The sequence below is a fragment of the Streptomyces sp. NPDC028308 genome (assembly GCF_055565855.1).
Genome location: NZ_JBVHTO010000013.1, coordinates 345651 through 364329, shown reverse-complemented (window position 1 = coordinate 364329; position 18679 = coordinate 345651). Strand labels below are relative to the sequence as shown.

Here is an 18679-nt window from a genome sequence, read left to right as displayed (position 1 = left end):
GAGCCCTGCCGTCGGGTCGACGTCCGTCCGGGGGCGGGCTGTCCGGGGCCGGACCCGCGCCGGGCGGGCGGCCCGGGGGGCAACCCGCACCGGGCGACCGTGCCGGACCAGGACCCGGCCGGAACCCGGACCGGATGGTCTGCCGGGCGCCCTACTGCGGGGTCGCCGCCCCGGCTCGCGTCGCGTCCGTTCCCCACGACGCCAGCAGCCGCAGCGCCTCCGCCGAGGCGGACCCCGGCTCGGCGTGGTACGTGACCATCGCCTGCTCGCCGTCGTCCGGAAGCCGGAACGTCTCGAAGGACAGGGTCAGCGGGCCCACCAGCGGATGGTGCAGCCGCTTCACCCCGTGACTCTTCTCCTTGACGTCGTGCGTGGCCCAGAGCCGCCTGAACTCCTCGCTCTTCACGGACAGTTCGCCCACCAGGGCGGACAGCCGGGGATCGTCGGGATGGCAGCCCGCGTCCATGCGCAGGAAACTGACGATGTCGCTCGCCTTCTGCTCCCAGTCCACGAAAAGCTCGCGGTACTCCGGCCTCAGGAACACCAGCCGCGCCCAGTTCCGCTCCTGCGGCGGCAGCTCCGCCCAGTCGCCGAAGACGGCCGCGGCCATCCGGTTCCAGACGAGTACGTCGGCGCGCCGGCCGGTGATGTACGCGGGCGTGCCGTCCAGCGTGTCCAGGAGCTGGCGCAGCGCCCCGCGCACCTGCTGCGGCCGGGCCGGCTGCTTCTTCTTGTGCTGCTTGGGCTTGGCGAGGTGCGTCAAATGGGCGTGCTCGGCGTCGGACAGGCGCAGGGCGCGGGCGATGGCGTCCAGGACCTCCGCGGAGACGTTGCGCCCGTTCCCCTGCTCCAGGCGCGTGTAGTACGCCACGGAGACCCCGGCGAGCTGGGCCAGCTCCTCGCGGCGCAGTCCGGGCACCCTGCGGTGCCGGCCGAAGTCCGGCAGCCCCACGTCCTCCGGCTTGAGCCGGGCGCGACGGGTGCGCAGGAACTCGCTGAGCTCGGCACGCCGGTCCAGCGACTGCCCCGCGTCCCCGGCGGGCTCATGGGAGGGCTGTTGGTCCATGCGTCCAGTATTCACGGTCCTACGCCCATGAACCTGACCCCGTCAGTAGTAGGACCGCTGGACGTAGGCAGAGCCGTGACCTGGGTGAATATGGCGCGACGGGGCAGTCTGGTCGACGTGCCCGGTCAGCAGGCGGCCGGGTGCGACAGACCTCCTGAGGAGAACCCACGGCATGACCACTGTTGCTGCGTACGCCGCCCCCGCCGCCAAGGCTCCGCTGGAGCGCACGACCATCGAGCGACGTGAGGTCGGCGAGTTCGACATCCTGATCGAGATCAAGTTCGCGGGCATCTGCCACTCGGACATCCACCAGGCCCGTGAGGGCTGGGGTGAGGCCATCTTCCCGATGGTGCCGGGTCACGAGATCGCGGGCATCGTCACCGAGGTCGGCTCCGGTGTCGCCAAGTTCGCCGTCGGTGACCGCGTGGGGGTCGGCTGCATGGTCGACTCCTGCCGCGAGTGCGACAACTGCAAGGCCGGTCTGGAGCAGTACTGCTCGAAGGGCATGACCGGCACGTACAACGCCGTCGACAAGAACGGCGAGCCCACCTACGGCGGCTACTCCACCCACATCGTCGTCGACGAGAACTACACCGTCCGCATCCCCGAGGGCCTGGCCCTGGACGAGGCGGCGCCCCTTCTCTGCGCCGGCATCACCACGTACTCCCCGCTGAAGCACTGGAACGCCGGCCCCGGCAAGAAGGTCGCCGTCCTCGGCATGGGCGGCCTCGGCCACATGGGCGTCAAGATCGCGCACGCGCTCGGCGCCGAGGTGACGGTCCTGTCCCAGTCGCTCCGCAAGAAGGACGACGGGCTGAAGCTGGGCGCCTCGCACTACTACGCCACCAGCGACCCGAAGACCTTCGAGGAGCTGCGCGGCACGTTCGACCTGATCCTCTCCACCGTCTCGGCCCCGCTCGACCTGGACGCCTACCTGTCCCTGCTCAAGACGGACGGCGCCTTCGTGAACGTGGGCGCGCCCGAGGAGCCCGTCGCGCTCAACCTGTTCTCCGTGATCGGCGGCCGCAAGACCCTCGCCGGGTCGGGCATCGGCGGCATCCAGGAGACCCAGGAGATGCTCGACTTCTGCGCGGAGCACGGCTTCGGCGCCGAGATCGAGCTGATCAGCGCGTCCGAGATCAACGAGGCCTACGAGCGTGTCCTCGCCAGCGACGTCCGCTACCGCTTCGTGATCGACACGGCGACCATCTGATCCCCCCAAGGGTGCCCCCACCCCAAGGGCGCCCCCTGGACCACGCGTCCGGGGGGCGCCTCGCCTTCCGGCGTTTCCCGGTGCCGAGGAGTACGTCCGAACCCCGGGTCGCGGAGCTCAGTGCACCCCCGAAGGGACGGGAGGACACGTCCGGCCGTTCGAGCGACAGTGCGGTGGCTCCGAGCCTTGTGGAAGCAGCCGAGGGGCCCCTTCAATGGCTCGGTGACCACGACAGCCAGGGACAGCGACGGGATGATCGCCGGACAGGTCCCGCTCGGGGACGTCCTCACGCGACTGAGTGAGCGGCGGCCGGTCTTCCACTCCGAGGCCGATCTCCAGCACAGCTTCGCCCGCGTCCTGTGGGAGCTGTCGCCTGATGTGCACTCCAGGCTGGAGGTGCCGCGGCGCGGGGAGGGGCGGACCGAGTACCTGGATCTCCTGTGCATCGGACCGTCGGCCCGTACCGCGATCGAGTTCAAGTACTTCACCCGGAGGTGGTCGGGCACGGCGGGCACTCCGGCGGAGGACTACGAGCTGAGGGCGCACGCCGCCACCGACCTGGCCCGCCTGCACTTCGTACGGGACATGGCCCGCCTCGAGCGCTTCTGTGACCGTTCCGACCAGAACGGTCTCGCGATCATGCTGACCAACCACCCGGCTCTGTGGACGGAGCCCGGCGTCGGCCGTGCGCGGACGAGGGACCAGGCGTTCAGGATCCATCAGGGGCGCGAGCTCGGCGGCACGCTCTTGTGGGCGGAGGGTGCCTACGAGCCGAACACGTGCACGCTGCGGGGTGCCTACCCCCTCGGCTGGCAGCCGTACTCCGAACTGGGCTCAGCCGGTGGGGAGTTCCGGTGCCTCGTCGTGGCCGTCCAGCCCGGCGGGCGCCCTTGACGGCACGTCCTCGCACAGCCAGGTCCGTCCGAGGTGCCGCGCTGTGCGGTGTCGTCTTACCAGCGTTGGTCTATGACGACGGTGGACGTGTGGCCCGACTTTCCCGAAGGACTTGACCCGGACAGCGTGTCCTACCGGGAAGAGCGGTGCACCTGGCACGGCACGACGTGCGCGGAGCCGCCCGTGAAGGTCGTACGCACCCAGGACGGGGCGCGGTGGGCGGCGTGCGCACGGGCCGTGCGTACGATCGCCGAACGCCGGGGTTCACCCTGACGGATCGCTCACCCGCCCGCCCCGGCCACGCCGACCGGGCAGGAGACCCCCGTCCCGCCGATCCCGCAGTACCCCGCGGGGTTCTTGTCCAGGTACTGCTGGTGGTGCGGTTCCGCCGGGTAGAAGGGGCGTCCCTCCGCCGGGAGGAGTTCCGTGGTGATCGTGCCGTGGCCCGCCCCGGTCAGCACCCTCTGGTAGGCATCGCGTGACGCCGCCGCGGCCGCCGCCTGGGCCGGGGTGTGGGTGTGCAGGGCGGAGCGGTACTGGGTGCCCACGTCGTTGCCCTGGCGGAAGCCCTGGGTCGGGTCGTGCGACTCCCAGAAGACCCGCAGGAGCTGCTCGTACGTGATCAGCGCGGGGTCGTGGACCACCCGGACCGCCTCCGTGTGACCGGTGAGGCCCGAGCAGACCTCCTCGTACGCGGGGTGCTCGGTGTAGCCGCCCTGGTAGCCGACCAGGGTCGTGTACACCCCGGGGAGTCTCCAGAACGCGCGCTCGGCGCCCCAGAAGCAGCCCAGGGCGAAGTCGGCGACCTCCATGCCCTCCGGGTAGGGGCCGGCGAGGGGCGTCCCGAGCACGGTGTGCCGGGCGGGGAGGTCGAACATCGGCTCCGGGCGACCCGTCAGCGCCTGCTCGCGGGTCGGCAGCCTGGGCGTACGGCTGTACAGGAACACGCGGTCTCCACGGGGTCGCAGGGGTGGGTCCACGCACGTCAACCGCGCCGGGGTGCGGGGCATTCCGTGATCTGGGCGAGTCGGGGCGGGGGCACTGCGTGATGAGAGGCTGGAATGCAACGTCCGCCGTGTCCAGGAGAGTTGGGGCGGGTCGGCGTACCCCCGGGAACCGCCCCTTCCGTCACTGCGGCAGCGTCGCCGGGTTTCCGCCGTTCGCCTCGTAGCCCGCCACCGCCAGCGCGCGGTAGACCGCGTAGTCCGCCGCCGGGTCGGACGTCAGGGTCCAGGGCAGGGCGCCGACGTGTCCGTCGATGTGGACCAGCTGGTTCATCGCCTCGGACCAGCGCTCGCCGCGGACCAGGAAGAAGACCAGGAGGTGGCGGACGTGGGCCAGCATCGGATCGTCCGGGCGGGCCGCGTGCACCGCGAAGAGCGCGCCGTGCACCGCCTTGGTCACGACCTCGCTCTGGTAGAAGCTGCTGACCAGGTTCACCTCGGGCAGGTGCTCGAAGACGGCGAAGAGGGGCAGCGCGGCCAGCAGCGAACCCCGGGGAGCGCGGGTCGCGGCGGCCTCCGCGAAGGAGTACGCCACCTCGCGCGAGCCGTGCCACTTCTCGCACCAGTAGTGCAGGGCCGCCAGATGCGCGCCCATGTGGGCCGGCGCCCGGTCCAGGATCTTGAGCCAGAGATTCTCGAACTCGGCCCGGTCGTAGGCCAGTCCGCGGGCCACGGAGAGCTCGATGATGTACGGGACCGGGTCACCCGGGGCCAGCAGCGCCGCGTCACCGCACGCCGCCCGGGCCTCCTCCATGATGATCCGGAACTCGTCCGTCCCCGGTGTCGCCGTCCGCCACGCCTGCTGCACCAGGAACTCGGCGTGCACCGCCGCGCCGCCCGCGTCCTTCGGCGCTTCGGTCCGCCACACCCGCAGCCACTGACCGCCGGGCACGTCGCTCACGCCGCCCGGACGCCGCTGGAGCTCCAGCGAGGCCGCGCCCGCGAACGCCTGCACCCGCTGCCAGCGGCGCTCGCCGTCCGCCTCCGTGCCCGCCAGGAGCTGCGATGCGGCCCGGTAGTCCTGGGTGCGCTGCACCAGGTCCAGTACGTCGACGAGATCGCCGTCCGGGCCCGGCATGCGGATGTCCAGCTCCTCCTGGCGCACGAAGCCGTAGTTCGCCGGGTCCGCGGCGTCCGGGTCACCCGGGGCGACCTGCTGAATACCGGCCCGCCTGCGCATGAAGAGGGGCCCGAGGACCATCCCCATCATCAGCGCCGCCATCAGGACCCAGAGAATCTCCATGGCTCAAGCGAACCAGACGGGTCCGACAAATGGCGAACCCGGTCGGCCGGAACCCCCGGCGGGGGCCCTTCGGGCGCTCCCGGCGGCGCGGATCCGCCCCCGTCCGCACGCTCCGGCGGGCCGCGTGCCGTCATCGGTGCCGCGGGAGCACTACCCTCGGTGCCCATGAGCGACAGGCACATCAGTCAGCACTTCGAGACCCTTGCGATCCACGCGGGCAACACCGCAGATCCCCTCACCGGCGCGGTCGTCCCGCCGATCTACCAGGTCTCGACCTACAAGCAGGACGGCGTCGGCGGGCTGCGCGGCGGATACGAGTACAGCCGCAGCGCCAACCCGACGAGGACCGCCCTCGAAGAGAACCTCGCCGCCCTGGAGGGCGGGCGCCGGGGCCTCGCGTTCGCGTCCGGACTGGCTGCCGAGGACTGCCTGTTGCGTACGCTGCTCAGCCCCGGCGACCACGTGGTGATCCCGAACGACGCGTACGGCGGCACGTTCCGCCTCTTCGCGAAGGTCGTCTCCCGCTGGGGCGTGGAGTGGTCGGTCGCGGACACCAGCGACCCCGCGGCCGTACGGGCCGCGCTCACCCCGAAGACCAAGGCGATCTGGGTGGAGACGCCCTCCAACCCGCTCCTCGGCATCACCGACATCGCGGCGGTCGCCCAGGTCGCGCGCGAGGCGGGCGCCCGCCTCGTCGTCGACAACACCTTCGCGACCCCCTACCTCCAGCAGCCGCTCGCGCTCGGCGCGGACGTCGTCGTGCACTCCCTGACCAAGTACATGGGCGGCCACTCGGACGTCGTCGGCGGCGCCCTGGTCACCGGTGACGCGGAACTCGGCGAGGAGCTGGCGTACCACCAGAACGCGATGGGCGCGGTCGCCGGGCCCTTCGACTCCTGGCTGGTGCTGCGCGGCGCCAAGACGCTGTCCGTGCGCATGGACCGGCACAGCGAGAACGCCGGCAAGGTCGCCGAGATGCTCACGCGGCACGCGCGCGTGACGAGCGTGCTGTACCCGGGTCTGCCGGAGCACCCCGGTCACGAGGTCGCCGCCAAGCAGATGCGGGCGTTCGGCGGCATGATCTCGTTCCGCGTCGAGGGCGGCGAGGAGGCGGCCGTCGAGGTCTGCAACCGCGCCAAGGTGTTCACGCTCGGCGAGTCCCTGGGCGGCGTCGAGTCCCTGATCGAGCACCCGGGACGCATGACGCACGCCTCCACGGCCGGCTCGCTCCTGGAGGTGCCCGGCGACCTGGTGCGCCTGTCCGTGGGCATCGAGAACGTCGACGACCTGCTCCAGGACCTCCAGCAGGCCCTCGGCTAGGCCGTGCCCGCGGCGCTCACCAGCCGGTGAGGGGTGGGGTCGTGTCGGACGGCGGCTCCACCCAGGGGCGCGCCGTCGACGCCCAGACGACGAAGGCGACGGCCGCCGTGAACAGCAGCAGCCACAGCAGCCGGCGGGCGGCGGTGCGGCGGCGCAGCATCCGTGCGCCGCGCCGTACGACGGCCGGGTACAGGTCGGGCGGCACCTGGGGCGGGTTCTGCTCCAGCATCCGCCGTACGGCGGCCTCCCGCTCGGGCTGGTTCACGACGGCGCCACCTCCGCCAGGGCCGGTGCCGGTCCGCGGGGCGGATGCAGCAGGGTCGTCATCGCGCGGGCGCAGATCGCGCGGACGCGTTCGGGGGGCAGGCCGAGCAGCGCCGCCGTCTGTTCCTCGGCGACCCCCTCGTACAGCCGCAGGACCAGGATCAGCCGTTCCTGGGGGGTGAGCCGCGCCAGGACGCTGCCGGGGTCGGGCCGGGCCCGGCCGAGGCCGCCGTACTGGTGCCAGGCCGCGTGCGCGAAGCGGACGGCCAGCTCCTGGCGCGCGCGGTCGTAGGGGTCCTCGCCGCGCAGCCGGTCCCAGCAGGCGTACGTGTGGGCCAGGGCCTGGGTGAGCAGGCGCCGCGCGCGCGGGTTGGCGTCCGGCGTCTCGGCCGTGAGCAGCGTGGCGGCATGCAGCAGCCGCCCTGCCGCGCCCGCGACGAACGCCTCGAACTCCCGGGCGCGGCGAGCGCTCTGGAACGCCCGCCGTTCTCGCACCGCGCCTCCCGCCTGAGGGTGACCCGGAGGGGTCTGTGGGACCTGAGGGGAACGGTGGTCCCGGCCGTGTACGGCATGCCAGACCGTGTACGGCGGGGCCCGCTCTCATATGAGGCCAGGCCCGGCCTCCCGGTCAAGGGGCAGGCGTACATGCGCACACGCACGCGCGTGCGGAGGTGCGGGCGCGCGTGCGTGTGGAAGGGGTGGCCGGACGGGCTCCGGGGTGCTGCGGACGGTCCGCGGCCGGTCGGCGTGCGGAAACGGACGGTGCGCGGCGGGGGGAGCCTGGCGGCCGGGCTGCCGGTCAGGAACCCGAATGGGTCTCCGTCACCGGGCCGCCCTGTGCGGCCTGGCGGGCCGAGAGCGCGCCGTTGAAGCGCGTGAGGAGCGTGCAGAACGCGTCGCGCTCCTCCGGCGCCCAGTCGTGTGTCAGCTCGGCCATCAACTGACGTCTCGACGAGCGCACTTCCTCCAGGCGGGACTGCCCGCGCGGGGAGAGCTGGAGCACCACGGCCCGCCCGTCCTCGGGGTGCGAGGTGCGCTTGACGAGGCCGGTGTCGACTAGCGGTGCCACCTGACGGGTGACCGTCGAGGAGTCGATGCCCATGCTCGCGGCGAGGGCCTTGACGCCCATCGGGCCTTCCTTGTCGAGGCGGTTGAGCAGCAGGTACGCGGCCCGGTCCATGGAGTTGCGCACCTGCCCGACCCCGCCGAGCCGGGTCTGTTCCGCGCGGCGCGCGAACACCGCGACCTCGTGCTGCAGCGTGTCGAGAAGACCGGTGTCACCGACGGTCGTCATGTCCATCGACATTTCAGGTGTTGTGGGCATGGCCGGGGGCTCAATTCATGCGTGGGGTCCTGGGTTGGGGGACAGGGTACGCGGCCGGGGGGCGGGCCGTACCGGCGCTGCGCAATCCAGTCTCGCCCGGTGGTCACACGAGGAGGGGCGGGCTGTGAACTGCGAGACTGGTGGTCATGAGCTACAGGACGGCTGACTCCTTGCGGACGGTGACCCTGGACGACGTGCGCGGGGCACAGAAGATGCTCTCCGGCGTGTCGCGAATGACCGCGATGGAGGGCAGCAGGCACCTGTCCCAGCTGGTCGGCGCGCCGGTGCACCTCAAGTGCGAGAACCTCCAGCGGACGGGTTCCTTCAAGCTGCGCGGCGCGTACGTGCGGATCGCGGGTCTGCTGCCCGAGGAGCGGGCCGCCGGGGTCGTCGCGGCGAGCGCGGGCAACCACGCCCAGGGTGTCGCCCTCGCCTCCTCGCTGCTCGGTGTGCGCTCGACGGTGTTCATGCCGTCCGGGGCCCCGCTGCCGAAGGTCGCGGCCACCCGCGAGTACGGCGCGGAGGTGAGGCTGCACGGTCAGGTGGTCGACGAGACGCTGGCCGCCGCGCAGGAGTACGCGGCCGAGACCGGCGCGGTGTTCATCCACCCGTTCGACCACCCCGACATCATCGCGGGGCAGGGCACGGTCGGCCTGGAGATCCTGGAGCAGTGCCCGGAGGTCCGCACGATCGTGGTCGGGATCGGCGGTGGCGGCCTGGTCGCGGGTATCGCGACGGCGGTGAAGGCGCTGCGTCCGGACGTGCGGGTGGTCGGTGTGCAGGCGGCAGGCGCGGCGGCGTATCCGCCCTCGCTGGCGGCGGGGCGCCCGATGGCGATCGAGAACCCGGCGACGATGGCGGACGGCATCAGGGTCGGGCGGCCGGGCGACGTGCCGTTCCGGATCGTGCACGACCTGGTGGACGACGTGCGCACGGTCTCGGAGAACCATCTGTCGAGCGCGCTGCTGCTGTGCCTGGAGCGGGCCAAGCTGGTCGTCGAGCCGGCGGGCGCCAGTCCCGTCGCGGCGCTGCTGAGCGAGCCGGGCAGTTTCGAGGGGCCGGTGGTGGCGGTGCTGTCCGGCGGCAACGTGGACCCGCTGCTGATCCAGCGCATCCTGCGGCACGGCATGGCCGCGGCGGGCCGCTACCTCGCCGTCACGCTGCGGCTGACGGACCGGCCGGGTGCCCTGGCGACGCTTCTGGGGGTGTTGTCAGTGGCCGACGCTAACGTCCTGGATGTGAGTCACGTCCGGACCGACCCGCGGCTCGGGCTCACGGAGGTGGAGGTCGAGCTGCACCTGGAGACGAAGGGGCCCGAGCACTGCGCCGAGGTCAACAGGGCGCTGCGTACGGCGGGTTACACGGTCATCGACTGAGGCCTGCGGTTCGCCGTGAAGGGCCGGGTAAATCTGTTGAGAGACGCGATACATCGCGATACCGTGTGTCCCTCGCCACAACCGCGCCCGTGAGGGGCGGCGTTCCACCCGTCCGGGTGACGCCCGTCCGTCGCGCGGCGCACATATTGCAAACCTAGGATCTTTCCGTAGGAATTCTCCAACTTTTGGGAGACCTCACATGCCAGGCGCCATCTATGCCGAAGGCCTGGTGAAGACCTTCGGTGACGTAAAGGCTCTGGACGGCGTCGATCTCGATGTCCCGGAGGGCACCGTGCTGGGCCTCCTCGGGCCGAACGGCGCGGGCAAGACCACCACCGTCCGCTGTCTCACCACCTTGTTGCGGCCCGACAGCGGCCGGGCGGTCGTCGCGGGCATCGACGTGCTCAAGCACCCCGACGCGGTACGCCGCTCGGTCGGGCTCTCCGGGCAGTTCGCCGCGGTCGACGAGTACCTGACGGGCCGCGAGAACCTCCAGATGGTCGGCCAGCTCTACCAGATGCGGGCGAAGGCGGCGAAGGAGCGGGCGGCCGAGCTGCTGGAGCAGTTCCACCTCACGGACGCCGCCGACCGCCCCGCGAAGACGTACTCGGGCGGTATGCGCCGCCGGCTCGACCTCGCCGCCGCGCTGGTCGTCTCGCCGCCCGTGATGTTCATGGACGAGCCGACCACCGGCCTCGACCCCCGCAACCGCCAGCAGCTGTGGGAGGTCATCAAGCAGCTCGTCTCCGGCGGCACCACGCTGCTGCTGACCACGCAGTACCTGGAGGAGGCCGACCACCTCGCCCACGACATCTGCGTCGTCGACCAGGGCCGCGTCATCGCCCGCGGCACCTCCGACCAGCTCAAGGCGCAGACCGGCGGCGAGCGCGTCGAGGTCGTCGTGCACGACCGCGAGCACATCGCCACCGCCTCCGAGGTGCTGTTCGGCTTCGGCAAGGGCGAGACCAAGGTCGAGGAGCACACCCGCAAGCTCACCGTCCCGGTGTCCGGCGGCGCCAAGCTCCTCGCCGAGGTGATCCGCGAGCTGGACGCCCGCGGCATCGAGATCGACGACATCGGCCTGCGCCGACCCACCCTGGACGACGTGTTCATCTCGCTCACCGGCCACCTCGCCGAGGAGCGCGAGGAGGACGGCGCGGCCGCCGCGGACGCCAAGAGCCGCAAGCACCCGAAGGAGACCGCCAAGTGAGCGCCGCCACCGACGCCGTGCAGATCCCGGCCCCGGGCAACGCCCTGACCCAGTCCGTCCGGGACTCGCTGGTCATCGCCAAGCGCAATCTGATCCGGATGTCCCGCATCCCGGAGATGGTGATCTTCGGGCTCATCCAGCCGGTCATGTTCGTCGTGCTGTTCTCGTACGTGTTCGGCGGCTCCATGCAGATCGGCGGCAGCACCAGCGCCACCGACTACCGGAACTTCCTGATGGCCGGCATCTTCGCGCAGACGGTCACCTTCGCCACCGCGGGCGCCGGAGCGGGCATCGCGGACGACATGCACAAGGGCCTCATCGACCGCTTCCGCTCCCTGCCGATGGCGCGCGGCGCGGTGCTCACCGGGCGCACGCTGGCCGACCTCGTCCAGACCGCCCTGACCCTGCTGGTCCTCGCCGTCGTCGCCCTGCTGGTCGGCTGGCGCGTGGGATCGGACGGCGACACCAACGCCGCCAAGGTGCTCGGCGCCTTCGGACTGCTGCTCCTGTCCGGCTACGCGTTCACCTGGATCGGCGCCCTGATCGGCCTCTCCGTGCGGACGCCCGAGGCGGCCACCTCCGGCGGCCTGATCTGGCTCTTCCCGGTCACGTTCATCTCGAACGCGTTCGTGGACTCCTCGAACATGACGCCCTGGCTGCGGCACATCGCGGAGTGGAACCCCTTCAGCGCCACCGTCCAGGCCTGCCGTGTGCTGTTCGCCAACCCCGGCCAGTCGCAGTCCGACGCCTGGCCGATGCAGCACTCCGTCTGGGCCTCGGTGATCTACTCCGTCCTGATCATCCTGATCTTCCGCACGCTCGCGGTCCGCAAGTACCGGTCCGCCACGGCGTGAGCCCGGCATGACGAAGCCCCCGGCGGATGACCGCCGGGGGCTTCGTCGACCGTGTCGTGGGGGCTCAGCCCTGGTACGGCTGCGCCTTCAGGATCTTCACCGAGGCGAGCTTGCCGTTCGGCAGCTCGTACTGGGCGTCGTCCCCGACCTTCTTGCCGTTCACGCCGGAGCCCAGCGGGGACTGCGGCGAGTACGTCTCGATGTCGGAGCTCGCGTACTCGCGGGAGGCGAGCAGGAACGTCAGGGTGTCGTCCTCGTCACCGTCGAAGGCGATGGTCACGACCATGCCGGGCGCGACCGCACCGTCCGCCGCGGGGGCCTCCCCGACCTTGGCGTTCTCCAGGAGCTGGGTCAGCTGGCGCACTCGGAGCTCCTGCTTGCCCTGCTCCTCCTTGGCCGCGTGGTACCCGCCGTTCTCGCGCAGGTCCCCCTCCTCGCGCGCTGCCGCGATCTTGGCGGCGATCTCCGTGCGCGCAGGACCAGACAGGTACTCCAGCTCGGCCTTGAGCTGGTTGTACGCCTCCTGGGTAAGCCAGGTGACGTTTTCGCTGGTCTGGGTCACAGGTGCTCCTCGTAGGTACTGGGAATACAAAGCATCGCCCTACCCAGAAGAATGTTCCTTCTCGGGTGGGCGAAACCACGAGCCTAACAATTCGGTGGCTGAAGGGGGAGGACATAAGGCATGAGAATTACGTCCACGCAGGTCAGCGACGAACCGGCGCATACGGGGCGGCCGTGTCGCGCGCTCGTCGCCGCGCGCCGTCCCGTGACGGAGCGTGTCCGCCGGGATCAGTCGGCGTGGCAGCCGAGCAGCTCGGCGGTGGTGCCGCGCGCCGTCGTCCGCAGGGTGACGACCTTGTCGACGCGTGAGGAACGCTGGTCGAAGCGGAAGTCCGCGCGGCCCACCTCGGCGCCGTCGGAGCTCTGCGAGCGCAGCGTGCAGTAGCCGCTCGCGTCCGTGTCCTTGCGGACCTCCAGATGCACCTCGACCGCCTTGTCCGAGACGGCGCTGAAGGTGATCACCTCACCGCTGATCTTGCTTCCGCCCACGTAGTAGTAGGCGAAGTAGCCGACGAGGGCGAGGAGCGCGGCGCCCAGCACGGTGCCGATGACCTTGAGCCTGCGGTCGGCGCGCTCGTCCTCGGAGCGGCCGTACCGGCCCTCGGGCAGCTGCGTGCTCGCCGTGCTCATGGTCGTCCTCTCGCAGGGGGCCGGGGCGGAAGTCCCGGCGGGACCTCCCGGGGCCGGGCCGCGGAATTTTTCGCCCCCTCGGTCCGTCACTATAGAAGCCGCCCATCACGCCGAATCACGCCGGGCGCCGACCGCCGACCTACCGAGGCGACAGCCGACTGACTGAGGATTGAGTCTTGACTGACCAGCTGCGACTGATGGCCGTGCACGCCCACCCCGACGACGAGTCGAGCAAGGGCGCGGCCACCATGGCGAAGTACGTGTCCGAAGGGGTGGACGTGCTGGTCGTGACCTGCACGGGCGGGGAGCGCGGCTCCATCCTCAACCCGAAGCTGCAGGGGGACACGTACATCGAGGAGCACATCCACGAGGTGCGCAAGAAGGAGATGGACGAGGCGCGCGAGATCCTCGGCATCAAGCAGGAGTGGCTCGGCTTCGTCGACTCCGGGCTGCCCGAGGGCGACCCGCTGCCCCCGCTGCCCGAGGGCTGCTTCGCGCTGGAGGACGTCGACAAGGCGGCCGGCGAGCTGGTGAAGCAGATCCGCTCGTTCCGTCCCCAGGTGATCACCACCTACGACGAGAACGGCGGCTACCCGCACCCCGACCACATCATGACCCACAAGATCTCGATGGTGGCGTTCGAGGGCGCGGCGGACACCGAGAAGTACCCGGAGTCGGAGTTCGGCCCGGCCTTCCAGCCGCAGAAGCTGTACTACAACCAGGGCTTCAACCGCCCGCGCACCGAGGCGCTGCACCAGGCGATGCTGGACAGCGGCCTGGAGTCGCCGTACGGGGACTGGCTGAAGCGCTGGTCGGAGTTCGAGCGCGTCGAGCGCACGCTGACCACGCACATCCCGTGCGCCGAGTTCTTCGAGATCCGCGACAAGGCGCTGATCGCGCACGCCACGCAGATCGACCCCGACGGCGGCTGGTTCAAGGTCCCGATGGAGCTCCAGAAGGCGGTCTGGCCGACCGAGGAGTACGAGCTCGCCAAGTCCCTCGTCGATACCTCCCTCCCCGAGGACGACCTCTTTGCGGGCATCCGCGACAATGCCTGACATGAGCGCAAGCGCAAGCCTGGCAATGACGGACCTCGTCTCCCTCGCCAAGGAGGTCGACGAGAACAAGGTCACCCCCGGCGTCCTCGGTTTCATCGTGTTCGCGGTGATGGCCCTGGCCGTGTGGGGCCTGATGAAGTCGATGAACCGCCACATGCGGAAGGTCGACTTCGAGGACCCGGAGACGGACGGGGCCCCGGCCGACCGGGAGACCTCGGGTACCTCCGCGCCCAAGCCCCAGCAGGGCTGAGCCGCCCGTCCCCGCCGGCCCCTCCGGTACGGGAGGGGACGCGGCGGGCGGAGTCCTGTGCGTGACGGCCCCGGTCAGCTGTGGGCCGTCACCGGCACACCCATGACCTCACGGGCGTGGCGGTCCGGGACCATGCCCAGACGCCACGCCTGCCAGCCGGCGTCCAGGTCGACTCCGCGTTCGAGCAGCAGCTGGTACGCCTCGACGTAGTCGTCCAGCTTGCCGTCCCGGGCCGGGTGCGGGGAGCGGGACAGCCGGGCCAGCTCCTCCTGGGCCACCGCCGTGCCGATCTCCGAGCCGCCGGGAGCCGCGTAGGGGAGCAGGGTGCAGCGCAGGAAGCGCGCCCAGTCCTCGCCGCGGCGGTCGCCGTAGGACGTGAACAGGCCGATCGCCTCGTCGCACAGGGACAGCGCCTGCGGCGAGCGCGCGTTGCCGGCGTCCACCACCGCCAGCTCCAGGCACGTCCACGCCTCGCCGTGGGCGACCCCGATGCGCTGGAAGTCCGCGCGGGCGTCGACGAGGAGCTGGCGGGCGAAGCCCGAGTTGCGCAGGGAGCCGGTCCGGGCGGCCCGCTGGTCGCGGGTCACGCGCGCCGAGTGGTGCCGGGCGCAGGCCAGCCCGTAGACGTCCCGCATCCGGGAGAACATCGTGCGGGACCGCTCCAGCTCGCGCACCGCGTGGTCCAGGTTGCCGGTCTCCTCCAGGGCCTGGCCCAGGTAGTACACCGTCCACGCCTCCCCGCGCGCGTCCTCGTTGTCCCGGTGCCGCGACGCCGCCTGGCGCAGCCCGTCCACCGCCGTGGAGGGATCGCCGTCGACGAGCCGCGCCCGGGCCAGCTGGGTCAGCGCCCACGCCTCACCGCGCCCGTCGCGCGTACGCCCGTACAGATCGAGCGCCTCGCGCAGCTCGCGGTCCGCCCGCGCCACGTCGCCCATGCGCAGCGCCACCTGCCCGAGCTGGAAGTGCGCCCACGCCTCGCCGTGCACCGACTCGCTCTCGCGGTGCAGGACCAGGGCTTCGGTGAGCAGGCCGAGAGCCGCGCCCAGCCGGGCGCGGTCCCGTTCCACCGCGGCCAGGGCGTGCATCGTCCAGGCGCGGTCGGCGGCCAGCTCGGGCGAGGCCTGCAGGTCCATGGCCTCCTGGAGCCGCGCCGCCGCCTCCGCCAGGTTGCCCTGGTGGTGCAGCGTGATCCCGAGGGAGCAGAGCGCGCGGGCGGCGCCCGCGTCGTGGTGCGCCTCGAAGTAGAGGTCGACCACCGAGGAGAGCGTCGTGCGGGCCTTGTCCAGCTCGCCGAGCTGGCGGGCCGCGATGCCCGTACGCCACTGCACCGAGCGGACCAGCAGCCCCTGGTCGACGGCCTGGGTCAGCTCGCTGATCTCACCGAGGCGGTACAGGTCGCCGCGCAGCAGGCAGTAGTCGCACAGGGCGCCCAGCAGGTTGAGCACGGCCGCCTGGTTCACGCCCTCCGCGTGGCGCAGCGCCGCCGTGATGAAGCTCGACTCGTCGTCCAGCCAGCGCAGGGCCGCGTCGAGGGAGGTGAAACCGTGCGGGCCGACCGCGCTCGACTGGAACGCGGAGTCCGCGCGCGTCGACGTCTTCCCGTCGACCAGGCGGATCACCGAGTCCGCGAGCTCGCCGTAGTTCACGATCAGCCGTTCCTGCGCGGCCGTCCGCTCGGCCGGCTCCTCCTCGTCCAGCAGACGGGCCTGGGCGAAGCCGCGTACGACGTCGTGCAGGCGGTAGCGGCTGCCGCGCACGTGCAGGATCAGGCCGGCGCGGGCGAGCGCGGCCAGCTGGCGGGCCGCCTCCTGCTCGTCCGTCGCCAGCAGCGAGGCCGCCGCTGCCGCGCCCAGCGAGGCGCGCCCGGCCAGCGCCAGCCGCCGCAGCAGGCGCCGTGCGGTGTCCGGCTGGTCGGTGTAGCGCAGCCACAGGGCCCGCTCGACCGGTTCGACGGGGCCGTACGCCCCGAGGTCGACGGCGAGGACACGGGGTGTGCGCGGGCCGAGCGAGGAGCCCGCGATGCGCAGGGCCAGCGGCAGGCCGCCGCACAACTCCCGTACGCGGTCGCAGGATTCGGCGTCGTAGGGGCCCGAGGTGTCCTGCGCCGCGGCGTTCAGCAGCTCCTCGGCGGCGCCCGCGTCCAGGGCCTCCAGCGGGAGGTGGTGCACCCAGGCGGCGAGGTCCGCGGGGAGTTCGAGGGGGGTGCGGGCGGTGACCAGCACCAGGCTCTCGGACCGCTCGGGGACCAGGGTGCGGACCTGCTCGGCGTCGGAGGCGTCGTCCAGCACGATGGTGACCGGCAGCCCGGTCAGATGCTGGTGGTACAGCTCGCTCAGCCGCCTGACCTGCTGGTCCTGCGAGGAACGCTCACGGAACAGGAGCTGCTCGCGCGGCGCCCCCAGCCGGTTCAGCAGGTGCAGCAGCGCGTCCCGGGTGGACAGCGGCGGCTCCTCCGGGCTGTCGCCGCGCAGGTCCACCACGCACGCACCCCGGAACTGGTCCTTGAGCTCGTGCGCCGCCCGCACGGCGAGGGTGCTGCGGCCCGAGCCGGGGGCGCCGTGCAGCACGACCACCGTCGGCTTGGTCTCCGTGCTCGCGCGGGCCGCGTGCACCCACTGCGCGACCCGGGAGAGCTCCGGCCTGCGTCCGGTGAACACCGGGTCCAGCTCCGGGAGTTGCCCGAAGGACTGTTCCAGGACGTTGCGTCGGCGGGCCGCGGCGCTCTTGTCGGTACGGCGCAGCTGGGGTGCGCCCTTCTTGGCGCCGGCCGACGCGTTGAGCACCCGCTGCTGGTCGAGGAAGGGGCGGATGCCGCGTACCTCCAGGGCCGTCAGCCACTGCAGGCGCAGCTGTTCGGGCCCGCCGGGCTGGTTCAGGGCGCCCGCGCGGCGGCTCGCGGCGGGCAGGTGCGAGGCGGACACCTTCGCCACGGTGGTCGCCGCCCCGGCCACGCCGGCCACCGCACCGGCGCCCAGGGCCGTCCCGGCGCCGGTGCCCAGGGCCAGGTCGGCGACGCAGGCCGCGAGCGCGGCGACGCCCGCCACCAGCACGGCGGTGCCGGCGCCCTCGCGCGCGTACCGCTGCCCGAAGGTCAGCTCGCCCGACGCCGTCTCGTCGAGCGCGCGGGTGTACGCCTCGTACTCCTCCGCCGCGGCCTGGGCCATGGCGTCCAGGCCGCCCCGCGCGCGTGACAGCAGCACGGCGCCGTCGGTGCGCCCGCCCGAGCGCCGCACCTCCTCCTCCACGGCCCGGGCCAACAGCCGCTCGGCCTCCGCCCGATGGCTGTCCCGCATGTCATGTCCCCCTCCGGTGCAACTCCCTTGGCTACGAGTGTCCTTGGTGCGGGGCCCGAGCGACAGAGGCCCGCGATCATTGGCGCGGCCCGCCGCCGCGACGCGGGGAGGCGCGGACCCTCCAGGCGGGGAGCCCCCGGCGGGGCACGCCGGGCGAAGCGGCGCTTCCTCCTCGCGCGGGACACCGTGGGAGAGTGGAAGGGTGAACCGACTGGCCCATGAGACGTCCCCGTATCTGCTCCAGCACGCCGACAACCCCGTCGACTGGTGGCCCTGGTCGGCCGAGGCCTTCGACGAGGCCCGCAGACGCGATGTGCCCGTCCTGCTCAGCGTGGGCTACAGCAGCTGCCACTGGTGTCAGTCGACTCGCACAGGGCGTTAGCCCGGAGCCTGAGCACGGCCGCCCGGCTTGGAGATCAACAGACCGATTCGTTCCAGGGGTACCCGACCCGTACGTAGACCTTTAACCAGGGCCCTGGTCAGCCCACTGCACGCGGGGGTGTCCGATAGCGGTGTGCGCTTGCCTCACGCTGCGGCCGGGAGGTGTCGTACGCGTGCCTGGCGGCGGCCTGGTGCTACCGCTCCGTACGGCGCAGGAACTGCCAGCCCAGTACGGCTAGGGCGAGCGTCTGACCGAGAGAAGCGAGCACGAGCAGGGGCTGAACGGCAGGGGAGCACCAGAACGCGGTCGTGCAGACCATGGGCAGGACTAGGTACGTGAACAGGTCCACCGCGGTCTGAAGCCGCTTGCGCACGGTGCGGCCCGCGACGTTGCGGTGGTAGCTCTCCCAGCCGAACACTGCGCCGTGGGCGGAGATGAGTTCCCCGAGGCGCGGCCCCAGCCGGTCGCGGACGTAGCAGCCGATCGCCGAGATCTTCTCGTCGTTGACCAGGTAGGTCCAGCCCAGGATCAGACAGATCGCGGGGACGGATAGCAACAGTCGGGACTGTCCGCTCTGGGCGGTGATCGCCACGACTGCAGTGGCTGCGGCGAGCGTGAAGTAGAGCAGATTGTCGCGGAACCCTATGCGGGTCTTCTGTTCCTCCTTGAGTCGGTCGTACTCGGCCAGCAGGACCTTGCTCTCGGTGACGTCATCCGTGGAGGTCACAGGCACCCCA

Annotated in this window: 18 protein-coding genes and 1 pseudogene; 9 read left to right on the top strand and 10 right to left on the bottom strand. The window is 71.8% G+C overall.

Annotated elements, in window-relative coordinates; all coding sequences use genetic code 11:
- Window positions 1-151: 151 nt before the first annotated feature.
- On the bottom strand, window positions 152-1066 hold the full coding sequence (locus ACZ4VA_RS30480) for a helix-turn-helix domain-containing protein (protein ID WP_389390567.1): 915 nt from the start codon (window positions 1064-1066) through the stop codon (window positions 152-154).
- Window positions 1067-1238: 172 nt separating this feature from the next.
- Here ACZ4VA_RS30480 and ACZ4VA_RS30475 point away from each other — a divergent pair, with 172 nt between their 5' ends.
- On the top strand, window positions 1239-2279 hold the full coding sequence (locus ACZ4VA_RS30475) for an NAD(P)-dependent alcohol dehydrogenase (RefSeq protein WP_468083224.1): 1041 nt from the start codon (window positions 1239-1241) through the stop codon (window positions 2277-2279).
- A 222-nt stretch (window positions 2280-2501) separates the two neighbouring features.
- Entirely contained in the window at window positions 2502-3173 is a 672-nt protein-coding gene (locus ACZ4VA_RS30470) for a hypothetical protein (protein ID WP_468083222.1), read from the top strand.
- A 281-nt stretch (window positions 3174-3454) separates the two neighbouring features.
- Here the strand turns inward: ACZ4VA_RS30470 and msrA are convergent, their stop codons facing one another.
- Both msrA and ACZ4VA_RS30460 read right to left on the bottom strand, forming a co-directional pair.
- Window positions 3455-4120 carry a peptide-methionine (S)-S-oxide reductase MsrA gene (gene msrA, locus ACZ4VA_RS30465; protein WP_468083220.1) on the bottom strand — a complete coding sequence of 222 codons (666 nt, stop codon included), beginning with the start codon at window positions 4118-4120 and terminating at the stop codon, window positions 3455-3457.
- A gap of 181 nt (window positions 4121-4301) precedes the next feature.
- A complete protein-coding gene (locus tag ACZ4VA_RS30460; protein WP_355781110.1) occupies window positions 4302-5420 on the bottom strand; it encodes a hypothetical protein in 1119 nt (372 codons plus the stop codon).
- Between the two features lie 165 nt (window positions 5421-5585).
- On the opposite strand from ACZ4VA_RS30460, the gene ACZ4VA_RS30455 reads away from it, so the two are divergent.
- Window positions 5586-6740, top strand: a complete 1155-nt coding sequence (locus tag ACZ4VA_RS30455) for a cystathionine gamma-synthase (protein ID WP_355781107.1) — start codon at window positions 5586-5588, stop codon at window positions 6738-6740.
- Window positions 6741-6756: 16 nt separating this feature from the next.
- Here the strand turns inward: ACZ4VA_RS30455 and ACZ4VA_RS30450 are convergent, their stop codons facing one another.
- From ACZ4VA_RS30450 to ACZ4VA_RS30440, 3 genes are all read right to left on the bottom strand, one after another.
- The gene (locus tag ACZ4VA_RS30450) at window positions 6757-7005 is read right to left on the bottom strand and encodes a hypothetical protein (RefSeq protein ID WP_468083218.1); all 249 of its coding nucleotides are present in this window, start codon (window positions 7003-7005) and stop codon (window positions 6757-6759) included.
- Window positions 7002-7499 carry a sigma factor-like helix-turn-helix DNA-binding protein gene (locus tag ACZ4VA_RS30445; protein WP_355792240.1) on the bottom strand — a complete coding sequence of 166 codons (498 nt, stop codon included), beginning with the start codon at window positions 7497-7499 and terminating at the stop codon, window positions 7002-7004. The genes ACZ4VA_RS30450 and ACZ4VA_RS30445 overlap by 4 nt, the downstream gene beginning before the upstream one ends.
- Window positions 7500-7803: 304 nt before the next feature.
- Window positions 7804-8310 (bottom strand): MarR family winged helix-turn-helix transcriptional regulator, encoded by a 507-nt coding sequence (locus tag ACZ4VA_RS30440; RefSeq protein ID WP_355792238.1) that lies wholly within the window; start codon window positions 8308-8310, stop codon window positions 7804-7806.
- Window positions 8311-8474: 164 nt separating this feature from the next.
- On the opposite strand from ACZ4VA_RS30440, the gene ilvA reads away from it, so the two are divergent.
- The 3 genes from ilvA to ACZ4VA_RS30425 all read left to right on the top strand — a co-directional run bounded on the left by ilvA (window position 8475) and on the right by ACZ4VA_RS30425 (window position 11768).
- Entirely contained in the window at window positions 8475-9704 is a 1230-nt protein-coding gene (gene ilvA / locus ACZ4VA_RS30435; protein ID WP_355792235.1) for a threonine ammonia-lyase, read from the top strand.
- 199 nt (window positions 9705-9903) lie between these two features.
- Window positions 9904-10914, top strand: a complete 1011-nt coding sequence (locus ACZ4VA_RS30430; protein ID WP_356171030.1) for an ATP-binding cassette domain-containing protein — start codon at window positions 9904-9906, stop codon at window positions 10912-10914.
- Window positions 10911-11768 (top strand): ABC transporter permease, encoded by an 858-nt coding sequence (locus ACZ4VA_RS30425; protein WP_355791558.1) that lies wholly within the window; start codon window positions 10911-10913, stop codon window positions 11766-11768. The genes ACZ4VA_RS30430 and ACZ4VA_RS30425 overlap by 4 nt, the downstream gene beginning before the upstream one ends.
- Before the next feature lie 64 nt (window positions 11769-11832).
- On the opposite strand, the gene greA is transcribed toward ACZ4VA_RS30425, so the two are convergent.
- The gene (gene greA / locus ACZ4VA_RS30420) at window positions 11833-12330 is read right to left on the bottom strand and encodes a transcription elongation factor GreA (protein ID WP_355791555.1); all 498 of its coding nucleotides are present in this window, start codon (window positions 12328-12330) and stop codon (window positions 11833-11835) included.
- 227 nt (window positions 12331-12557) lie between these two features.
- Entirely contained in the window at window positions 12558-12959 is a 402-nt protein-coding gene (locus tag ACZ4VA_RS30415) for a DUF4307 domain-containing protein (protein WP_355791551.1), read from the bottom strand.
- Window positions 12960-13156: 197 nt separating this feature from the next.
- Here ACZ4VA_RS30415 and mca point away from each other — a divergent pair, with 197 nt between their 5' ends.
- Window positions 13157-14017, top strand: coding sequence for a mycothiol conjugate amidase Mca (gene mca, locus ACZ4VA_RS30410; protein WP_355791561.1), 861 nt, complete (start codon window positions 13157-13159; stop codon window positions 14015-14017).
- A complete protein-coding gene (locus ACZ4VA_RS30405; protein WP_355791548.1) occupies window positions 14010-14267 on the top strand; it encodes a hypothetical protein in 258 nt (85 codons plus the stop codon). The genes mca and ACZ4VA_RS30405 overlap by 8 nt, the downstream gene beginning before the upstream one ends.
- A gap of 74 nt (window positions 14268-14341) precedes the next feature.
- Here the strand turns inward: ACZ4VA_RS30405 and ACZ4VA_RS30400 are convergent, their stop codons facing one another.
- Complete coding sequence (locus ACZ4VA_RS30400) at window positions 14342-17560, bottom strand: tetratricopeptide repeat protein (protein WP_468083213.1); 3219 nt, start codon at window positions 17558-17560, stop codon at window positions 14342-14344.
- 202 nt (window positions 17561-17762) lie between these two features.
- On the opposite strand from ACZ4VA_RS30400, the pseudogene ACZ4VA_RS30395 reads away from it, so the two are divergent.
- Window positions 17763-17918, top strand: a pseudogene (locus ACZ4VA_RS30395) (DUF255 domain-containing protein); the annotation flags it as partial.
- A 217-nt stretch (window positions 17919-18135) separates the two neighbouring features.
- Here ACZ4VA_RS30395 and ACZ4VA_RS30390 read toward each other — a convergent pair.
- Window positions 18136-18669: a hypothetical protein gene (locus tag ACZ4VA_RS30390; protein WP_356238175.1), complete on the bottom strand. Its 534-nt coding sequence runs from the start codon at window positions 18667-18669 to the stop codon at window positions 18136-18138.
- Window positions 18670-18679: the final 10 nt, after the last annotated feature.

Coding starts and splice junctions, on each gene's coding strand:
- mca (WP_355791561.1), top strand. CDS start 13,157: ATGGCCGTGCACGCCCACCCCGACGACGAGTCGAGCAAGGGCGCGGCC.
- ACZ4VA_RS30430 (WP_356171030.1), top strand. CDS start 9,904: ATGCCAGGCGCCATCTATGCCGAAGGCCTGGTGAAGACCTTCGGTGAC.
- ACZ4VA_RS30440 (WP_355792238.1), bottom strand. CDS start 8,310: ATGTCGATGGACATGACGACCGTCGGTGACACCGGTCTTCTCGACACG.
- ACZ4VA_RS30455 (WP_355781107.1), top strand. CDS start 5,586: ATGAGCGACAGGCACATCAGTCAGCACTTCGAGACCCTTGCGATCCAC.
- ACZ4VA_RS30415 (WP_355791551.1), bottom strand. CDS start 12,959: ATGAGCACGGCGAGCACGCAGCTGCCCGAGGGCCGGTACGGCCGCTCC.
- ACZ4VA_RS30480 (WP_389390567.1), bottom strand. CDS start 1,066: ATGGACCAACAGCCCTCCCATGAGCCCGCCGGGGACGCGGGGCAGTCG.
- ACZ4VA_RS30475 (WP_468083224.1), top strand. CDS start 1,239: ATGACCACTGTTGCTGCGTACGCCGCCCCCGCCGCCAAGGCTCCGCTG.
- ACZ4VA_RS30400 (WP_468083213.1), bottom strand. CDS start 17,560: ATGCGGGACAGCCATCGGGCGGAGGCCGAGCGGCTGTTGGCCCGGGCC.
- ACZ4VA_RS30460 (WP_355781110.1), bottom strand. CDS start 5,420: ATGGAGATTCTCTGGGTCCTGATGGCGGCGCTGATGATGGGGATGGTC.
- ACZ4VA_RS30405 (WP_355791548.1), top strand. CDS start 14,010: ATGCCTGACATGAGCGCAAGCGCAAGCCTGGCAATGACGGACCTCGTC.
- ilvA (WP_355792235.1), top strand. CDS start 8,475: ATGAGCTACAGGACGGCTGACTCCTTGCGGACGGTGACCCTGGACGAC.